Genomic DNA, 18,176 nt, shown 5'->3' on the forward strand with positions numbered 1-18,176 from the left:
TTTTTTTTTTTTTGTTTGTTTTTTTTTTGTTGTTTCGGCTTCTCGCGCGCCCGTGTCGCCGGGGGGGGGGGCGGCGGGGCCGCCGGGCGGGGCCCCCCCGCCGGATGTTCTGCCGGGACTCTCTCACCAGGCGCACTCAGGAGTCGGGCCGCTCGGAACCGGCCGACCGGGCGGCGGGGCGGTCGGGAGAGGTCGGCTGCGCGGGGATCCGGTGCTCTGCGGTGCCGGGCCGCACCGGCTCGGCGTCCTCCTCGGCGTGCGACGGCGCGGGGGACGCGGGAGCCGGGTCGTCCGCGGGCGCGGGGTGGTCCGCGGTGGCCGGTCGCGCGGCGCGCCCGGGGATGACCGGCTGCGGGGGCAGGTCGGAGGTGACCGGACGGCCGGAGAGGTCGGGGGCGGACGGCTGCGGGGGGATGTCGGTGGCGAGCGTCTGTGCGGGGGTGGCGTGGGTGGGGGAGGTGGCCCCGGTGGCGGCCGGGTCGTACATGCCGGCGGACGGGGGAACCTCCACGACCATGGTGTCGGCGGGGCCGGGGGTCGACTCCAGGACGGCCCGCGCGTGGTCCAGGTGGGAGGCCGCGACCAGCACGTCGTAGCGGCCGGCGACGATCGCGCTGCGCGAGGCGAAGTCCCGCTTGCCGCCGGTGAAGAGGTGGTTGATGAACCCGAACGCGGCTCCCATCACGGCACCCCACAGGGCCGCCCAGAGCACGAGGACGAAGAACGACATCGTGGTCGAGGTGAACAGGCCGAGGAACATTCCCACCACGGCGCCGAAGGCCGCGCCGCTTCCGGCTCCGGTGAGCGCGGCCCGCCCGTTGGTCATCCTGCCGGTGACGGTCTCCTCGAGTTTCAGGTCGCTGCCGACGATCGCCACGTTCTCGACGGGGAAGCCCGCGTCGGAGAGCCCGTCCACGGTTCGCTGTGCCGCGAGGTAGTTGTCGTAGCCTGCCAGGACCCTCCGGTCCACGACGACCTGCGTGTCCAGGCCGGTGGGCGTTCCATTCATGTCCGCTCGCCTTTCGGTGGTGGAAGATGGCTCGACGAGCCGACTACCCCGTGGCGGTAGGAGGATGCGTGTCCTCTCCCGGGATCTCGCCGGTTACGGCGAGATCCCGGGGGAACGGTGGGACGGATCACCAACTCTGGTGGAGCGGCATTCCCTCGGTGTAGCCGGACGAGCTCTGGACGCCGATCACCGCGCGCTCGTGGAACTCCTCCAGGGTGGAGGCCCCCGCGTAGGTGCACGAGGAGCGCAGACCGGCCACGATGGCGTCGATCTGGTCCTCGACGCTGGGCATGGCCGGGTCGAGATACATCCTGGAGGTCGAGATGCCCTCCTCGAACAGGGCCTTGCGCGCCCGGTCGAAGGGGGAGTCCTCCGCCGTGCGCAGTCTCACCGCGCGGGCCGAGGCCATGCCGAAGTTCTCCTTGTACTTGCGCCCGTCGGCGGCGGTACGGGTGTCGCCCGGCGATTCGTAGGTGCCCGCGAACCACGAGCCGATCATCACGTTGGACGCCCCCGCGGCCAGGGCGAGGGCGACGTCGCGGGGATGGCGGACGCCGCCGTCGGCCCACACGTGGCGGCCCAGCCCGTGGGCCTCGGCGGAGCACTCCAGCACGGCGGAGAACTGCGGGCGGCCCACGCCGGTCATCATCCGGGTGGTGCACATCGCCCCGGGGCCGACGCCGACCTTCACGATGTCGGCCCCCGCCTCGACGAGATCCCGCACGCCCGCGGCGGTGACGACGTTGCCCGCCGCGACGGGCACGTCGGGGCCGAGCGCGCGGACCGCCCTCAGGGCGCTGATCATCTTCTCCTGGTGTCCGTGGGCGGTGTCCACGACCAGGCAGTCCACCCCGGCGTCGAGGATCTCCTTGGCCTTGGCGGCCACGTCGCCGTTGACTCCGACGGCCGCCGCGACGCGGAGCCTGCCCGAGTCGTCGACGGCGGGCCGGTACAGGGTGGCGCGCAGCGCGCCCGTCCTGGTCAGGATGCCGACCAGCCGGCCGTCCGCGTCCACGACGGGGGCGAGCCGGTGACGGCCCTCGTGGAGGCGGTCGAAGGCCTCACGCGGGTCGAGCCCGGCGGGCAGCGTGAGCAGGTGGTCGGACATCACCTGGGAGAGCTGGGTGTACATGTCCACGCCCGAGCAGTCGCTCTCGGTGACCACGCCGGCCGGGCGGTTGTCCCAGTCGACGATGATGATCGCGCCGTGGGCCCGCTTGGGCAGCAGGTTGAGCGCCTCTCCGACGGTGTCGTGCGGGGTGAGCGTGAGCGGTGTGTCGTGGACGAGGTCGCGTTTCTTGACCCAGTCGACGACGTCGGCGACCACGTCGATCGGGATGTCCTGCGGGATCACGGTGATCCCGCCCCGCCGCGCGACGGTCTCCGCCATCCGCCGTCCCGCCACCGCCGTCATGTTGGCGACCACGACGGGGATGGTGGTTCCGGTGCCGTCCCGGCTGGAGAGGTCGACGGCGAGCCGCGAGCCGACGGAGGAGAGCGACGGAACCATGAAGACGTCGCTGTAGGTCAGGTCGTAGGCCGGTGCCATCTCATTGAGGAATCTCACGTTGCTCCACCTTATGCCGTGAATTGCCGGATATGAGCGTTCCCCTTTTCCCGGCCTTCGAAGAGGACTGGCAGCTCGGAGCGGGGACTAGGATCCGGTTTGCGTGAATAAGTGGATGGCCATGAGGAGGCATTGTGATCGTGGTTGATCGGCCCGAGATGCTCGTCGTAGGTCATGCCGTACGGACGTCGAACGCCGACGAGACGGAGCCCGGCCGGGGGAGGCTCGGCGCGCTCTGGGCGCGGGCGGGGTCCCCGGGGGCCTTCGCCCATGTGCCGGGACGGGTCGACGAGAACATCTACGCGGTGCTCACCGACTACGAGAGTGACCACCACGGTGCCTACACCCAGATCGTCGGGGTCGCCGTGCGCAGCGCCGCGGCGCTGCCCGAGGGGATGGTGGCGGTACGGGTGCCGGGAGTGCCGTCGCTGAAGGTCGAGGTCCGCGGGCCGATGCCGGGTGTCCTGCTGGAGGGGTGGCAGCAGCTGTGGAAGCACACCGAGTCGGGTGGCACCCCGCCGAGGGCCTTCACCACCGACCTGGAGGTGCACCACCCTCAGGGAGCCGACATCTACGCGGCGGTCCTGTCCCCGATGCGCTGAGTGTGGTCGGCTCCGGTCGGCTCGCGGTGACGCGTCCGACCGGGCGGCTCGGTGCTTTCGGCGCCCTCGGTGCCCTCGGTGTTCAGCCTTCCTGCCCCCACAGGGGCTCGGGGATCTCGAAGCCCACGTCCTGGCCCCATTGGTTGCGGTAGCTCACCTCGTGCGCGGGACGTCGGGGCGCGACACCCCAGCGCCCGGTGGGGTAGCCGAAGGTGACCGTGCAGGCCAGGGCCCAGCCCTTTCCCTCGGGCACGCCGAGCACCCGCAGCGTCTCCTCGGCGTGGAAGATGCCGAGCACGCTGGTCAGCGCGCTGCCCACTCCGTGGGCGCGGGCGGCGAGCTGCGCGCTCCACACCGAGGGGAAGATCGAGCCGCCGGACGGGTCGTTGCGGACGAACGCGAACAGCAGCAGCGGATAGCCCTCGAAGTGGTCGGCCAGGTACTGGGCCGACTTCAGGACGCTGAGCGTCCGGGTGTCGCCCTCGGCCTCGGCCTTCTCGCGCATCGGCCGGTAGTGGCCCTCGAAGAGCTGTCCGAGCGCGTCCCTGTAGAGGGGGCCGAGCCGTTCCTTCACCGCGAGGTCGTCGACGAGCAGGAAGCGCCAGCTCTGCACGTTGCCGCCGCTGGGCGCGCGGACCGCGGCGTCCAGGATGCTTCGCTGGACCTCCTCGGGGATCGGGTCCGGCCTGACCCTGCGCATCGCCCTGGTGGTGTAGAGGGCCTCGAAGACGTCCATCAGGCCAGCACCCCCGCTTCGCGCAGCCGTGCCGCGGTCTCGTCGGCCAGGCCCCAGGAGGAGAGGTCGTCCAGCCGGGTGGAGGGGGAGAGGTCCTGCTCGGGCGCGCCGAGCAGGCGTGGCGTGGGCACGGGCTGTCTGATCCCGCCGATGTCGACGAACGTGCCCCTCGCCTTGTGGTGCGGGTGATCCGCGGCCTCGCCCATCTCCAGCACCGGGGAGACGCAGGCGTCCGTACCGTCGAAAACCGCCTCCCACTCGGCGCGGGTCCTGGATCGGAACGCCTCGGCGAGCCGCTCGCGGAGCGCGGGCCACCGTGACCTGTCGTCTCGGTCGGGCAGGTCCTCCAGGCCCATCAAGGTGATCATCTCCGTCCAGAACTGCGGCTCCAGCGCGCCGACGGCCATGTATCCGCCGTCGGCGGTCTCGTAGGTGTCGTACATCGGAGCGCCGGTGTCCAGCAGGTTCGTGCCGCGCGGGCCCCAGCCGCCGGTCTGCACGCCGTGGTAGAACATCGCGAACAGCGTCGCCGCGCCGTCCACCATGGCGGCGTCGATCACCTGTCCCTCGCCGGTCCGCTCCCGCTCGATCAGTGCCAGCAGCACGCCGTACGCGAGCATGAGGCCGCCTCCGGCGAAGTCGCCGAGGATGTTGATCGGCGGGGTGGGGCGCTCGCCCGCGCGGCCCAGCATCGACAGCGCGCCGGAGACGGCGATGTAGTCGATGTCGTGCCCCGCGGTCGGGGCGAGCGGGCCGTCCTGGCCCCAGCCGGTCATCCGGCCGTAGATGAGGCGCGGGTTGACCGCGTGCAGGTCGGCCGGGCCGATGCCGAGGCGCTCGGCGACCCCCGGCCGGAAGACGTCGACGACCACGTCGGCCCGGCGGGCCAGTTCCTTGAACGCGGCGACCCCCTCGGGGGACTTGAGATCCAGGCCGACCGTCCGCTTGCCCCGGTCCATCACGCCGGCGCGCGGCCTGTCCCCGGCCTTGGCGACGACGCTCACGCGATCGACGCGCAGCACCTCGGCCCCGTGGTCGGCCAGCATCATCCCGGCGAACGGTCCGGGGGCCAGTCCCGCCAGTTCGAGCACGCGGACTCCGGCCAGCGGGCCCTTCCTGGTCACGCGCTCCATCGACATTCTCCTCGGGTGTCGCCGGTTCTCTTCGGGTACGGCGTCGGCAAGCAATCACTTGGTCGTGACCGCTGCCGTCTCCCGCCACAGTAGAACAACATTCGACTTTCGATGGCAAGACACATCGCCAGGAGCCACATGAGGCCCGCGCGTGTATGGGAAACTTGCGCCCTCTCCGAATGGTACCTAGGGGTCTTACGATGACATATCCGCACAGTGAACGGGTGGTCGCTGGGCGCTATCGGTTGCTGCGAGAGCTCGGCCGGGGCGGGATGGGCGTGGTGTGGGAAGGCCACGACACCCTTCTCGACCGCTCGGTCGCCGTCAAGGAGGTGCTCCTACCGCCCAACCTCTCCCCGGCCGAGCACCAGGTCCAGCTGACCCGCACCTCCCGCGAGGCCAGGACCGCGGCGAGGCTCAACCACCGGGGCATCGTGGCGATCTACGACGTGGCGGAGCAGGACGGCCGCCCCTGGATCGTGATGGAGCTGGTCAGGGCGCGCGGGCTGGACGAGGTCGGCCCGCTGCCGGTGCGCCAGATCGCCGACATCGGCCGCCAGGTCCTGTCGGCCCTGCGCGCGGCCCACGAGGCCGGGATCCTGCACCGCGACGTCAAGCCGAGCAACATCCTGCTGGACGCCGAGGGACGCGCGGTGCTCTCCGACTTCGGCATCGCCACCGTCGAGGGCGACACGTCGCTCACCCAGACGGGCATGGTGACGGGCTCGCCCAGCTTCCTGCCGCCCGAGCGCGCCACCGGCGTCGACGCCGGCCCCTGGTCGGACCTGTGGGCACTCGGCGCCACCCTTTACGCGGCCCTGGTCGGCCGGGGGCCCTTCGAACGCCGCGACGCCATCTCCACCCTCAGTGCGCTCCTCACCGAGGAGCCCGACTTCGGTCCGGTACCCCCGGAGATGCGCGCGGTGCTCATGGGCATGCTCCAGCGGGAGCCCGCCCACCGGCTGACCGTGCGGCAGGCCGACGCGATGCTGGCGGAGGTGATCGACAACCCGTCGGCCGCGGCCCGCCGCACCGGGGAGACCGCCGTCCGCCCCGCACCGGCAGGCCGGGGGCACCGCACGGATGGTCGGGGACACCGTACGGAGGAGAGCTTCGGCCACACCGGCAGGACCGCCCAGAACAGGCACGAGACCGGGACCTCGGCCGCCTCCGGTCGTCGCGGGGGAGGGCGGCTCCCACTGATCCTGGGTGCCGTCGTGGTCCTGGCCGCGGGTGGCGCCGCGGCGGCCGTGGCGATGTCGGGGTCCGACCAGCAGCCGGTGGCACGTTCCGTGCCCACGGTCGCCCAGACCGAGCCGACGCCGGTGGAGCAGAGCACGTCGCCGACGCCCACCCCGACCCCGACCCCCACCCAGACTCCGACCCCGACCAGAACGACGGCGCCCGCCGGCGGGCTGAAGCTGTGGCGGGCACGTGCCCCGGAGAACTGGTCGATCAGCTACCCGGCCGGATGGAGCGGCGACTGGGCGGCCGAGACGGGATACACCCAGTGGCTGCGTCGCGACGGGGCCGCCCACATGTCGGTGGAGCCGCTGGAGGGAGACGCCGACGGACTGGAGGCACTCCAGGAGGTCGTGAGGGAGAACGCGGCCCAGTGGAGTGAGATCCACTCCGAGGACACGCTCAGCATCCCCCTCGCCTACGGGTCCGGGCTCCAGTGGGAGTTCACCTGGAGTATGAAGGACGGCGGGGGAGCACCCTGGGCCAAGTCCGGGGTGACCTATCACGAGGTGCGGCGGTTCATCGCGGTGGGCAACTCGGTGCTGGTGCTCAGCTGGACCACCCACGAGGCCGACTGGGACACCCAGCGTGCCCTCATGACCCGCGTGTTCAACAGCTTCCACCCCCGCGGGGGTGAGTGACATGCCCTGGAAGGTGCTCGCGCTGCCGCCGCTGCCCGAGGATGCGGTGCGCAACCTGCTCGGCTCGCTCGGCGACCGGGTCGCCGTCTCGGTCCCCGCGACCCGAGACAGAAAGTCGCTGCTCGCCGCACTCGGCGACGCCGAGATCGTGGTCGGCGACTGGAGCGGCGGCCTCACCCTGGACGCCGAGGCCGTCCGGGCCGCGCCGGACCTGGCGTTCGTGCAACAGCCCTCCGTGGGGGTGGACGGTCACGATCTCGCCGCGCTCGCCGCGGCGGGCGTGCCGCTGGCCAACACCGCGGGGGTGAGCGCGATCGGGGTGGCCGAGTGGTGCCTCGCCGCCGCCCTCGCGCTGTCGCGGCGGCTGCTCGACGCCGACGCGGCGGTCCGCGCGGGGCGCTGGCCGCAGCTGGACCTCGGCCCCGCCGAGCTGTGCGGATCACACGTCGGCATCGTCGGGTTCGGCCCGATCGGCGAGGCCGCCGCCCGGATGTTCGCCGCCCACGGGTGCGAGGTCTCCTACTGGACCCGTACGCCGCGCGAGGTGCCCTACACCTACCGGGAGCTCGGTGATCTCGTCGCGAGCTCCCGGGTGCTCGTTCTGGTCGTCCCGCTGACGCAGGAGACCAGGGGGATGATCGACCCCTCCCTGATGCCCGCGGGCTCGCTGCTGGTGAACGCGGCGAGGGGACAGGTGGTCGACTCGGCGGCGCTGCTGGAGGCCCTGGAGTCCGGGCACCTGGGCGGCGCCGCGCTCGACGTGTTCGACACCGAGCCGCTGCCGCAGGACGACCCGCTGCGCACCGCTCCCCGGGTCCTGCTCTCGCCGCACGTGGCCGGGGTGACCCCTCAGTCGACCGGCCGCCTGATCCGCTGCGTGCTGGACAACCTGGAGGCCGCGATCGAGGGCCGCCCTGTGACGAATGTGGTCAACGGGGTTGATGCGGTGGTCGGTCGAAGATCATTGGAAGAGCGGTCGTAGAGTTTTCTCGTGTTTAACGCGTCCCACCTGGTTCCGGAGACATCCGAGATATAGCGTGCCTAGGGGCGATCTTTCTGATGAGGTCATGGGGGTGATTACCGTGCGACAGACGACAGGGATGCCGGCGCACCGGCAGGCGGTGGAACAGATCAGGGCGTCCTACGCCGCCATCCCGCAGGACGCGGCGCCCCGGCTCTCCAAGGCCACCACGAACCTGTTCCGGTTCAGGGACGGCGCCCGCTCGGCGAAGCTGTCGGCCAAGGACCTGGACCAGGTGATCGAGGTCGACCCGGTGGCGATGACCGCCGAGGTCCAGGGGATGACCACCTACGAGAACCTGGTGGACGCCACGCTCGCCCACGGGTTCATGCCGCACGTCGTGCCACAGTTGAAGACGATCACACTGGGCGGGGCGGTGACGGGGCTCGGCATCGAGTCCACCAGCTTCAGGGACGGGCTGCCGCACGAGTCGGTGGAGGAGCTGGAGATCCTCACCGGTGACGGACGGATCGTCGTGGCCCGTGACGACAACGAGCACCGCGACCTGTTCCGCGCGTTTCCCAACTCCTACGGCACGCTCGGCTACGCCCTGCGGATCCGGATCAAACTCAAGCGTGTCCAGCCCTACGTCAGGCTGACCCACATCCCGTTCGGCGACGCAGACAAGTGCATGCTCGCGATGCGGGAGATCTGCGAGCGCGGCGAGTACGAGGGCGAGCGCGTCGACTTCGTGGACGGCACGTTCTTCGAGCCCGGCGAGCTCTACATCACGGTGGGCCGCTTCGCCGACCGTGCCCCCTACCTCTCCGACTACACCGGGATGCGCATCTACTACCGGTCGATCCAGACCAGGACCCGTGACTGGCTCACCGTGCGCGACTACCTGTGGCGCTGGGACACCGACTGGTTCTGGTGCTCACGTGCCTTCGGCGTGCAGACCGCGCTGGTGCGGTCCCTGATGCCGCGCAAGTGGATGCGCTCGGACGTCTACCGCAGGCTCGTCGGTCTCGACCGCAAGTACGGGGTGATCGCCAGGGTCGATCGCTGGCGCGACCTGCCGGTACAGGAGTCGGTCATCCAGGACATCGAGGTGCCCGTCGAGCGCGGTGCCGAGTTCCTGGATTTCTTCCACAGCAAGGTCGGGATGGCGCCGGTCTGGATGTGCCCGCTGAGGTCCACGGGCGAGTGGCCGCTCTACCCGCTGGAGCCGGGACGGCTTTACGTCAACTTCGGCTTCTGGGGAACGGTGCCGCTCCCCAGGGGGCAGTTCGACGGCTATCACAACCGTCTGATCGAGAATCGGGTCCACGAGCTGGAGGGGCATAAATCGCTGTACTCCACTTCGTTTTACCCAGAAGATGAATTCTGGCGGTTTTATAACGGAACCGCCTACTGGCCGGTCAAGCGGGCATACGACGGGGGTGGCCGGTTGCTCGATCTCTACGACAAGTGTGTTCGGGGGCGTTAGTAGGAGAGGTTGTTTCTGTGTCGCTCGCAGAGATCTTCGAGAAGGTCATGGGGCCCGAGGCGGACGTGCGCTTCGTCGCCTACGACGGAAGCAAGGCCGGACCGGACGGTGCCGACATCAGCGTCGAGGTGAAAACCCCGGCGGCCGTCGCCTACCTGGCGCAGGCACCCGGAGAGCTGGGTCTGGCGAGGGCGTACGTGTCAGGACATCTCGACGTCCACGGGGACATGTACACCCTGCTGTCCCGCATGTGGTCGCTCACCGTCAACGACATCCCGGTCGGGCAGAAACTCTCGGCCATTCGAGCCATCGGGGTCCGTCCGCTGCTGACGCGAATGCCGCCGCCTCCGCAGGAGGTGCGGCGCAGCGTGCTCGCCCGGATGGGCAGCAGGCACGCCAAGCAGCGTGACGCCGAAGCCATCCACCACCACTACGACGTCTCCAACAAGTTCTACTCGTGGGTGCTCGGCCCTTCCATGGCCTACACCTGCGCGGTCTTCCCCGAGCAGGACTCCACGCTGGAGGAGGCGCAGCGCGCCAAGTTCGAGCTCGTCGCCCGCAAACTGGCACTCAAGCCCGGCATGAGGCTGCTGGACGTCGGCTGCGGCTGGGGCGGCATGGTCATCCACGCCGCCCGCGAGTACGGCGTGAAGGCGCTGGGTGTCACGCTCTCGCGTCAGCAGGCCGAGTGGGCGCAGAAGGCCATCGCCGAGGCCGGTCTCGGTGAGCTCGCCGAGGTCCGCCACATGGACTACCGCGACGTGTCGGAGACCGGCTTCGACGCCGTCAGCTCGATCGGCCTGACCGAGCACATCGGCAAGGAGCAGCTGCCCTTCTACTTCCGTTTCCTTTACGACAAGCTCGTCCCCGGCGGACGGTTGCTCAACCACTGCATCACCCGCCCGACGGGCACGGAGAAGACGCTCAACGCCGGCGGGTTCATCAACCGCTACGTCTTTCCCGACGGAGAGCTGGAGTCGGTCGGCTACCTGGCCCGCCAGATCGAGGACACCGGCTTCGAGATCCGCCACGAGGAGAACCTGCGCGAGCACTACGCGCAGACCCTCCGCTTCTGGTGCGCCAACCTCGACGACCACTGGGACGAGGCGGTCCGGGAGGTCGGCGAGGGCACGGCACGGGTCTGGCGCCTCTACATGGCGGCCTGCGTGGTCGGCTTCGAACGCAACAAGATCCAGCTTCACCAGGTCCTCGGGGTGAGGCTCCACGACGACGGCAGGGCCGGCGTCCCGCTCCGCCCCTCGACCGACTGGCCCTGATCTCCGGGACACCCGCTCACGCGCGGGTTCCGGGAGGCACGTCGCGTGCCTCCCGGAACCGGCGGCGCCGCCGTGCTCTCACCGGCCGCGGACCTCTCGTCTCTCAGCGGAGCTCGCGCTTGAGGATCTTCCCGGTCGCGGTCATCGGCAGGGTGTCACGGAACTCGATGATCCGCGGATACTTGTACGCGGCCATGTTCTCCCTGCTCCAGGCGACGAGCTCGTCCTCGGTGATCGTCGCGCCGGGGGTGCGGATGACGTACGCCTTGACCTCCTCGCCGTGCGAGTCGTGGGCGATCCCGACCACCGCCGCGAGGGAGACCTCGGGGTGGGTGATCAGGACCTCCTCCAGTTCGCGCGGGTAGACGTTGAAGCCACCCCGAATGATCATGTCCTTCACCCGGTCGATGATGGCGTAGTAGCCGTCGGCGTCGCGGGTGGCGATGTCGCCGGTGCGGAACCAGCCGTCCCGCATGACCTCGGCGGTCGCCTCGGGCCGGTTGTAGTAGCCCTTCATGACGTTGTGACCGCGGATCGCGATCTCGCCGGGCCCCTCACCCTCGATCGTCTTCCAGTCGGCGTCGATCAGCTTCATCTCCACCCCCCAGATCGGGGTGCCGATCGAGCCGGGCTTGCTGGGCCTGCCCGGCTGGTTGAAGCTGGCCACCGGGGAGGTCTCCGACAGGCCGTAGCCCTCCAGGATCCCGATCCCGAAGGTCCTCTCGAAGTCCTTGAGCACCTCGACGGGGGAGGAGGCGCCACCGGCGGCCGCGACCTTGAGCGAGGTGGGCACCTCGTCGCCGTCCGCGTGGATCTTCGACAGCATGGCCCAGTACATGGTCGGCACGCCCGCGAACAGCGTGACGTTCTCGGCGCGCATCAACTCCAGGGCCGGGCCCGGCTCGAAGCGCGGCAGGAGCACGATGGTCGCCTGGCGCCGGAACCCGGCGTTCATGACGACGGTCTGCCCGAAGGAGTGGAACAGCGGCAGCACCGCGAGATAGGCGTCGCCGCCCTCGCTCCTGGGGAACATCTCATCGGCGACCATGGCGTTGAGCAGCATGTTCTGGTGGCTGAGCTCGGCGCCCTTGGGCTGGCCCGTCGTGCCGCTGGTGTACAGGATCACCGCGGTGTCGTCGGGTGAGGTCTGCACGGTCTCGAACTCGCCGGACACGCCGTCCAGCGCCGCCCACAACGTCTCCCCGTACTCGGACTCGGTGGCGAACGCGGTGGCGGGCAGGATGAGGAGGTGTTCCGCCGAGGACTCCTCGAAGCCCGCCCTCCCGCGCTCGCCCAGTGGCAACTCGGGGGTGCCCTCGAAGCAGAACAGCGCCTTGGCCTGCGAGTCCTCCAGGTGGTAGGCGATCTCCCTGGACTGCAGCAGCACGTTGAGCGGCACGACCGTCGCGCCGGCCTTGAGGATCCCGTAGTAGACGAAGGGGAAGTAGGGCAGGTTGGGGCAGGCCAGCGCCACCTTGTCGCCCTTACCGATCCCCCGGGAGACCAGTAGGTTGGCAACCTGGTTCGCGATGGTGTCGACCAGGGAGTACGGCAGCCGCAGGTCACCGAAGACCAGTGCGGTGCGGTCGGGGGCCTCCCGGGCGCTGTCCTCCAGGGCGATCGACAGGTTGAGCATCGTTGCGTCCTCCTCCGAGTGGGCTCTGACTTGCTCATACTGGCAGCCGGAGATACCGACCGGTAGGTAGCGCGGCTACGAATTGACCGGCGAAGCGTGGGGGAGTAAGCAGATGAGAGCGCGCTTACGGGGAGACGGGCCGGTCGTCTGTGCGATGAGAGGTCATTGAGCGTGGAGTACGACGTGGAGTATGACTACGTCATCGTGGGTGCGGGGTCGGCCGGATGCGTACTGGCCAACCGTCTTTCCGCCGACCCTCATACGAGGGTCGCCCTCATCGAGGCGGGTGGTTCCGACCGGAGACTCGAGGTCCGGATGCCCGCCGGTTTCGCCAGGCTCTTCAAGACCGAGTGCGACTGGGACTTCACCACCGTCGGGCAGCCCGAGTTGTCCGGCAGGGAACTCTACTGGCCGCGCGGCCGGATGCTCGGCGGGTCCTCCTCGATGAACGCACAGATGTGGGTGCGCGGGCACCGCGCGGACTACGACGGATGGAACGTGCCAGGCTGGTCTTATGAGGAGGTCCTTCCGTACTTCCGCAGGGCCGAGCGCCGCACGGGCTCCAACCACGGAGACGTGTACGGCACGAGGGGCCCGATTCACATCTCGGAGCTGCGCTCCCCGAACCCCGCCACCGCGCTCTTCCTGCGGGCCTGCGAGGAGTTGGGCATCGCCCGCCTGGACGAGCTCAACGGCCCCTCCAACGAGGGCTGCTCGCCGACACCCGTCACTCAGCACAGGGGCCGCCGCTGGAGCTCCGTCGACGCCTACCTCGCCCCCGCGGCCGGGCGTCCCAACCTCACCGTGCTGACCTCCTCGCGGGTACGCCGGGTGCTCGTCGAGGACGGGCGGGCAACCGGGGTGGAGTACGGCGACGGCGACGGCGACGCGGCGGTGGCCCGGGCGCGGGGAGAGGTCATCCTGTCGGCCGGGGCGATCGGCTCGCCGCACCTGCTCATGCTGTCGGGCATCGGCCCGGTGGACGAGTTGCTGGCCGCGGGCGTCGGGCCGGTCCACGAACTGCCCGAGGTCGGCGCCAACCTCCAGGACCATCTCGCCTCGGGCGTCTTCCTGCACTGCCTCAAGCCGATCACCCTCGCCGGTGCCGAGTCGCCCGGCAACCTGCTCCGCTTCCTGGCCGGAGGCCGGGGCATGCTCACCTCCAACGTCGGTGAGGCCGTGGCGTTCATCCGCACCTCGGACGAGGAGCCCGCCCCCGACATCGAGCTGATCTTCGCTCCCGGGTCGTTCATCGGCCACGGCCTCACCCCGCCGCCCGGCCACGGTCTGACCATCGCCTCGATCCTGCTCCGGCCGGAGAGCCGAGGCCGCCTCTCGCTGGACGGCGAGGACGTCGTGATCGACCCCGGCTACCTGACGGCGCGGGCCGACGTCCGCCGTCAGGTGGCCGGGCTGCGCAAGGCCGGGGAGCTGTTCGCCACGGAGGCGCTCCGGCCCCTCGCGGGAGCACCGATGGACCCGTACTGGGGTCCGAGGACCGAGGAGGGGCTCGTCCGCTGGATCCGCGAACGCAGCGAGACCCTCTACCATCCGGTCGGCACCTGCCGGATGGGTGAGGATCCCGGATCGGTGGTGGATCCCGCCCTGAGGGTGCGGGGGATCGCCGGTCTGAGGGTGGCCGACGCCTCGATCATGCCGGTCATTCCCCGGGGGCACACCCACGCGCCCACCGTAATGATCGCCGAAAGAGCCGCCGACCTCCTCGCCGAGGACTCGCCGAGGCGTTGAGGCGCGAGATGCCGGGGTGTCGGGGTGTCGGGGTGTCGGGGTGCGGGGCGTTGTGACGTCGGTCACCGGGGAGTCTCCCGCGTACCGGTCGCGCGGGAGGACCGGCTTGGCCGGGCTCCGGCCTTCCTTTCGCGGGGTCGCAGGGGGGAGCATGTTCTCCAGGCCGGGCGCTTCCCACATCGGGAGTGCTCCGGGAAAGGCGACGACCTCGTTCTGCGCTGGTTGAGGTGAGGGTCCTGTGGCAGGATCCAAGAAACAGAACGCGGTTCTAGTGGAGGCTGGCGTGACGGTTTCACTCGCGGACATCGACCTGTCGGACATCTCCTTCTGGGAGCGGCCGATGGCGGAGCGGGAGGCCGCTTTCGCGGTGCTTCGCGCGCAGCCGGGCCCCGTCCTCTTCGCCGAGCCCGAGATCCCCTTCGCCCCGCCGGGTCCCGGCTACTACGCCCTCGTACGGCACGCGGACATCATCGAGGCGAGCCGCCACCCCGACGTCTTCTCCTCCGGCCGGGGGGCGACGTCCATCCAGGACCTCGGCCCCGACTTCGGTGAGTACTTCGGCTCGATGATCAATATGGACGATCCCCGGCACGCGAGACTGCGCAGGATCGTCTCCCGGGCGTTCACGCCAAAGATGATCAAGCAGTTCGAGGTCGACGTCGAGGCCGCCGCCGTGCGGATCGTGGACGATCTGATCGCGAAGGGCCCCGGCTGCGACTTCGTGACCGAGGTGGCGGCGAAACTGCCCTTGAAGATCATCTGCGACATGATGGGCATCGGACCCGAGCACTACCAGGCGGTCTTCGACGCCACGAGCATCATCCTGTCGGGCGGAGATCCCGAGTTCATCGCCGACGTCAGCCGCGCCGCCGAACTGCTCCTCGGCGCGGGGCAAGGGCTCCAGGACCTCGTCGTCTCCCTGGCCGCCGAGGGCGGAGACAACCTCACCACCGCACTGACCAGCGCCAACATCGACGGCGAGAAGCTGACGATGCAGGAGCTCGGCTCGTTCTTCATCCTGCTGGTGGTGGCGGGCAACGAGACCACCCGCAACGCCATCTCGCACGGTCTGCACCTGTTCAGCGAGAACCCCGACCAGCGAGCACTGCTGCTCGAAGACTTCGAAGGACGCCTGCCCGGTGCCGTCGAGGAGATCGTCCGCCTCGCCTCGCCCGTCGCCTGGATGCGCCGCAGCCTCACCCGCGACCACGAGATGAACGGCCACCTCTACCGGGAGGGCGAGAAGGTCCTGCTGTACTACTGGGCCGCCAACCGCGACGAGAGCGTCTTCACCGATCCGCACCGCTTCGACATCCAGCGCACCGAGGGCCCGCACATCGGCTTCGGCGGGCCAGGGCCGCACTTCTGCCTCGGCGCCCACCTGGCCCGTCGCGAGATCACCGTGATGTTCCGCGAGCTGTTCACCCGCCTGCCCGACATCCGTTCCGAGGGGGAGCCCGACCGTCTGCGCTCCAGCTTCATCAACGGCATCAAGCGGATGAGGTGCACCTTCTAGCCTTCCGTGACCTTCGGGTGCTCCCCGCCCCTCAGAACGGGAGCGGTGCTCACCGCTCCAGCGCGCGGATCGACTTGAAGACGGTGTTGATGTCGGGGAGCAACTCCTTCTTGCTGTCCGGCACCGACATGTAGACGATCGCGGGCAGGTCGGCGCCGGTGCTCACGGCGGCCACGACCATGGTCGTCTTCGAGTCGCCCGAGGTGATCTCATACGCGGCGAGCTGGCCGGGCAGGCCGTTCACCGACAGGGTCTGCTGGGCGGTCTTGCGGGCGGTGTTGCCCTCGGGGAAGAACTTGTTGCGCCCGCTGGAGGCGACCGCGTTGATCACCGGCGCGAGGTTCTCCGGCGAGGTGTACTTCGCCTTCAAACGCGGGGAGAGCAGTCCCGACATCAGCTGGGCGAACTGGGTCTTGCCCGTGGAGTCCGGGCCCGCGGGGAGATACTGGCGGGTCGTGAAGCCGTAGCTGGCGGGCATGCCGGGACGCTGGTCCTGCCGCCAGGGGGCACCGAGCTGTGCCAGGGTGATCCCCGCCTGCTGGTCGGTGAGCGTACCGGCCACCGGTGAGGCGTCGCCGGTGAAGCGCGGCAGACGGCCGATGGCGGCGGGCTTGGTCGACTTCTGGGTCGCCGCGGGCTTGGGATCGGCGGGGGTCTCCTCGTCGGCCGAGGCGAGCGGCCCGGCCAGGAAGGCCCAGAGCACCGCGCCGAGCAGCGCGATGACCACGGATCCTGCGAGCGCGAAGATCCAGACCGGTCGGCCCCGCTCCCCGTCCTCCTCGTCCTCGATGGCCTGATAGTTGTCGCCGAAGACCGTGTTCCACAACTCCTGCTGGCGCTCCGGCGGAGGGGTCTTCGGGCCGCTGATCTGACCCGCGGTGACGAACGGCTTGTTCGGGTCGGACGGGTCACGACTCAGATGATGGCCGGGCTGGCCAGGCTGGTTCACCTGACCAGGCTGAGGCTGGCCTGGCTGGGACTGCCCCTGCTGGGGTCCGCCCTGTCGCGGGTCGGTTCCGGGGTGAACAGGGGGTGCTCCCAGAGCCGAGGACGCGTTGGGGGCCGCCGCGTTCGCCGCGGCCAGGGCCCACATGGCGGGGTTGTCGGGCACGCCGTAACCGCGCCGGGCGTTTTCGCCGCCGGAGTCGCCGCCGTTCTGGGGACCGTTCGGGTGGCCGCCATCGGGTGAGCTGCCGCCGAAGGGGGTGGCGCCGGGTTGGGAACCCTGAGCGGTGCCGGGGAGGGCGCCGCCGGAGCGAGCGGCCGGAGCATCACCGTTCGCCCAGGCGGGGGAGAACGTCGAGGTGGGGGCCTCGGCGAATCCCGCGTTTCCCGGGGAGGCCGGGGGCCAGGTGTCACCGCCCCCCGGAGAGGTGGGCGGCCAAGCGGTGTTCTCCGCCTGCGCCGGCGGCCACGCGTTGTTCTCCGCCGAGGGGCGACCGGAGGGCTGCCCCGGTGCGGTGGCCTGCCACGCCTCACCCGCGGCGCCGGAACCCTGCCGCTGGGCGTTCCCCTGCGGGCTGGTCGCCTGCGCCCAGCCGTCGGCCTGTGAACCGGATGCCTGCGCCCAGCCGTCGGCCTGAGGAGTGGTCGCCTGTGCCCAGCCGTCTGCTTGAGAACCGGACCCCTGTGCCCAGCCGTCGTTGTTCTGCGGAGCCGAGGCCTGTGCCCAGCCGCCTGCCTGCGGGCTGGTCGCCTGTGCCCAGCTGTCGGCCTGCGGGTTCTGGGTGCGGTCGCCGTGGGGTGGGGTGGGGGGCCAGGTGTCGTCGGGAGTGGCTGCTTGGGGCCGGCCGCCGGGGGAGTCCGTCTGGGGGGCCTGGCGCTGGTCGCCGTTGTGGGACTGGGGGGAGGTGGGCTGCGGCCATCCGTTGCCGTTGCCGGGTGGGGTCTGGTGCCGGTTGTCGGTGCCCCGCGGGCCCGACGCCTGCGCCCAGCCGTCGGGCTGTGCGGCGGATCCTTGCGCCCAGCCGTCGTTGTTCTGCGGGGCCGAGGCCTGTGCCCAGCCGTCGGCCTGTGAACCGGATGCCTGTGCCCAGCCGTCTGCTTGAGAACCGGACCCCTGTGCCCAGCCGTCGTTGTTCTGCGGGGCAGAGGCTTGCGCCCAGCCGTCGTTGCGTGGACTGAAGGCATCAGGCCAGCTGTTGACCTGAGGGTTGGTCGCCTGTGCCCAGCCGTCGTTGTTCTGCGGGGCAGAGGCTTGCGCCCAGCCGTCGGCCTGCGGGCTCTGCGGGCGGCCGTCGCTCTGGGGCGGGGTGCTCTGGGACCGGCCGCCGCCGGGGAGGTCGGCCTGGGATGTGGAGGCGCGCTGTCCTTCGCCGGGTGAGGTCTGCCAGGAGGGGCCGTTGCCGCTCTGCCGCTCGTCCTGCGGGAGGGGCAGCCGGGGTCCGGTGCCAAGCGAATCGTTCGACCACGAGGGCGACGGCTCGGCAGCCTCCGGCCATGCCGAAGGCAGGTGGGACTGGCTGGACTGCTCCGAGGCCATGCTTTCCTTACCTCCCGCGCGGGTGCCCGAATTAGGCGTATTGGGCATGGTCTCACGTGAGACGGGGGGGCTCGCAGGGAAACTGGAGAACGCCCCCCTGAACTGGAGTCCGGTGGGGTCGGTCGGCGGATCCTGC

At 70.3% G+C, this 18,176-nt stretch carries 13 protein-coding genes; 7 read left to right on the forward strand and 6 right to left on the reverse strand.

Annotation, left to right across the window (positions count from 1 at the left end; all coding sequences use genetic code 11):
* Positions 1-136 precede the first annotated feature (136 nt).
* Both ABT352_RS17685 and ABT352_RS17690 read right to left on the reverse strand, forming a co-directional pair.
* The gene (locus ABT352_RS17685) at positions 137-1,009 is read right to left on the reverse strand and encodes a YflT domain-containing protein (protein WP_350945905.1); all 873 of its coding nucleotides are present in this window, start codon (positions 1,007-1,009) and stop codon (positions 137-139) included.
* A gap of 127 nt (positions 1,010-1,136) precedes the next feature.
* Positions 1,137-2,576 carry a GuaB1 family IMP dehydrogenase-related protein gene (locus tag ABT352_RS17690; RefSeq protein ID WP_350945906.1) on the reverse strand — a complete coding sequence of 480 codons (1,440 nt, stop codon included), beginning with the start codon at positions 2,574-2,576 and terminating at the stop codon, positions 1,137-1,139.
* 134 nt (positions 2,577-2,710) lie between these two features.
* On the opposite strand from ABT352_RS17690, the gene ABT352_RS17695 reads away from it, so the two are divergent.
* Entirely contained in the window at positions 2,711-3,178 is a 468-nt protein-coding gene (locus ABT352_RS17695; protein ID WP_350945907.1) for a GyrI-like domain-containing protein, read from the forward strand.
* Positions 3,179-3,260: 82 nt separating this feature from the next.
* On the opposite strand, the gene ABT352_RS17700 is transcribed toward ABT352_RS17695, so the two are convergent.
* Together ABT352_RS17700 and ABT352_RS17705 are read right to left on the reverse strand one after the other, a co-directional pair.
* Positions 3,261-3,914 carry a nitroreductase family protein gene (locus ABT352_RS17700; RefSeq protein WP_350945908.1) on the reverse strand — a complete coding sequence of 218 codons (654 nt, stop codon included), beginning with the start codon at positions 3,912-3,914 and terminating at the stop codon, positions 3,261-3,263.
* Positions 3,914-5,047, reverse strand: coding sequence for a CaiB/BaiF CoA transferase family protein (locus ABT352_RS17705; RefSeq protein WP_350945909.1), 1,134 nt, complete (start codon positions 5,045-5,047; stop codon positions 3,914-3,916). The genes ABT352_RS17700 and ABT352_RS17705 overlap by 1 nt, the downstream gene beginning before the upstream one ends.
* Positions 5,048-5,247: 200 nt before the next feature.
* Here ABT352_RS17705 and ABT352_RS17710 point away from each other — a divergent pair, with 200 nt between their 5' ends.
* From ABT352_RS17710 to ABT352_RS17725, 4 genes are all read left to right on the forward strand, one after another.
* Positions 5,248-6,930, forward strand: coding sequence for a serine/threonine-protein kinase (locus ABT352_RS17710; RefSeq protein WP_350945910.1), 1,683 nt, complete (start codon positions 5,248-5,250; stop codon positions 6,928-6,930).
* A 1-nt stretch (position 6,931) separates the two neighbouring features.
* Positions 6,932-7,912: an NAD(P)-dependent oxidoreductase gene (locus ABT352_RS17715; protein ID WP_350946104.1), complete on the forward strand. Its 981-nt coding sequence runs from the start codon at positions 6,932-6,934 to the stop codon at positions 7,910-7,912.
* 118 nt (positions 7,913-8,030) lie between these two features.
* Positions 8,031-9,380 (forward strand): FAD-binding oxidoreductase, encoded by a 1,350-nt coding sequence (locus ABT352_RS17720; protein ID WP_350946105.1) that lies wholly within the window; start codon positions 8,031-8,033, stop codon positions 9,378-9,380.
* 17 nt (positions 9,381-9,397) lie between these two features.
* Complete coding sequence (locus tag ABT352_RS17725; RefSeq protein ID WP_350945911.1) at positions 9,398-10,657, forward strand: class I SAM-dependent methyltransferase; 1,260 nt, start codon at positions 9,398-9,400, stop codon at positions 10,655-10,657.
* A gap of 103 nt (positions 10,658-10,760) precedes the next feature.
* Here ABT352_RS17725 and ABT352_RS17730 read toward each other — a convergent pair whose 3' ends face one another.
* Positions 10,761-12,293 carry a long-chain-fatty-acid--CoA ligase gene (locus ABT352_RS17730; RefSeq protein WP_350945912.1) on the reverse strand — a complete coding sequence of 511 codons (1,533 nt, stop codon included), beginning with the start codon at positions 12,291-12,293 and terminating at the stop codon, positions 10,761-10,763.
* A 171-nt stretch (positions 12,294-12,464) separates the two neighbouring features.
* On the opposite strand from ABT352_RS17730, the gene ABT352_RS17735 reads away from it, so the two are divergent.
* A complete protein-coding gene (locus ABT352_RS17735; protein ID WP_350946106.1) occupies positions 12,465-14,042 on the forward strand; it encodes a GMC family oxidoreductase in 1,578 nt (525 codons plus the stop codon).
* A 340-nt stretch (positions 14,043-14,382) separates the two neighbouring features.
* Positions 14,383-15,558, forward strand: a complete 1,176-nt coding sequence (locus ABT352_RS17740) for a cytochrome P450 (RefSeq protein ID WP_350946107.1) — start codon at positions 14,383-14,385, stop codon at positions 15,556-15,558.
* Between the two features lie 49 nt (positions 15,559-15,607).
* Here the strand turns inward: ABT352_RS17740 and ABT352_RS17745 are convergent, their stop codons facing one another.
* On the reverse strand, positions 15,608-18,040 hold the full coding sequence (locus ABT352_RS17745) for a hypothetical protein (protein ID WP_350945913.1): 2,433 nt from the start codon (positions 18,038-18,040) through the stop codon (positions 15,608-15,610).
* Positions 18,041-18,176 lie beyond the last annotated feature (136 nt).

Origin of the sequence: Streptosporangium sp. NPDC000563, from assembly GCF_040299985.1 — a bacterium.
Taxonomy (GTDB): Bacteria; Actinomycetota; Actinomycetes; order Streptosporangiales; family Streptosporangiaceae; genus Streptosporangium.

Bases quoted from the DNA above. Each gene is read 5' to 3' on its own strand.
- ABT352_RS17685 (WP_350945905.1), bottom strand. From the start codon at position 1,009: ATGAATGGAACGCCCACCGGCCTGGACACGCAGGTCGTCGTGGACCGG.
- ABT352_RS17700 (WP_350945908.1), bottom strand. From the start codon at position 3,914: ATGGACGTCTTCGAGGCCCTCTACACCACCAGGGCGATGCGCAGGGTC.
- ABT352_RS17705 (WP_350945909.1), bottom strand. From the start codon at position 5,047: ATGGAGCGCGTGACCAGGAAGGGCCCGCTGGCCGGAGTCCGCGTGCTC.
- ABT352_RS17710 (WP_350945910.1), top strand. From the start codon at position 5,248: ATGACATATCCGCACAGTGAACGGGTGGTCGCTGGGCGCTATCGGTTG.
- ABT352_RS17715 (WP_350946104.1), top strand. From the start codon at position 6,932: ATGCCCTGGAAGGTGCTCGCGCTGCCGCCGCTGCCCGAGGATGCGGTG.
- ABT352_RS17720 (WP_350946105.1), top strand. From the start codon at position 8,031: ATGCCGGCGCACCGGCAGGCGGTGGAACAGATCAGGGCGTCCTACGCC.
- ABT352_RS17730 (WP_350945912.1), bottom strand. From the start codon at position 12,293: ATGCTCAACCTGTCGATCGCCCTGGAGGACAGCGCCCGGGAGGCCCCC.
- ABT352_RS17740 (WP_350946107.1), top strand. From the start codon at position 14,383: ATGGCGGAGCGGGAGGCCGCTTTCGCGGTGCTTCGCGCGCAGCCGGGC.
- ABT352_RS17745 (WP_350945913.1), bottom strand. From the start codon at position 18,040: ATGGCCTCGGAGCAGTCCAGCCAGTCCCACCTGCCTTCGGCATGGCCG.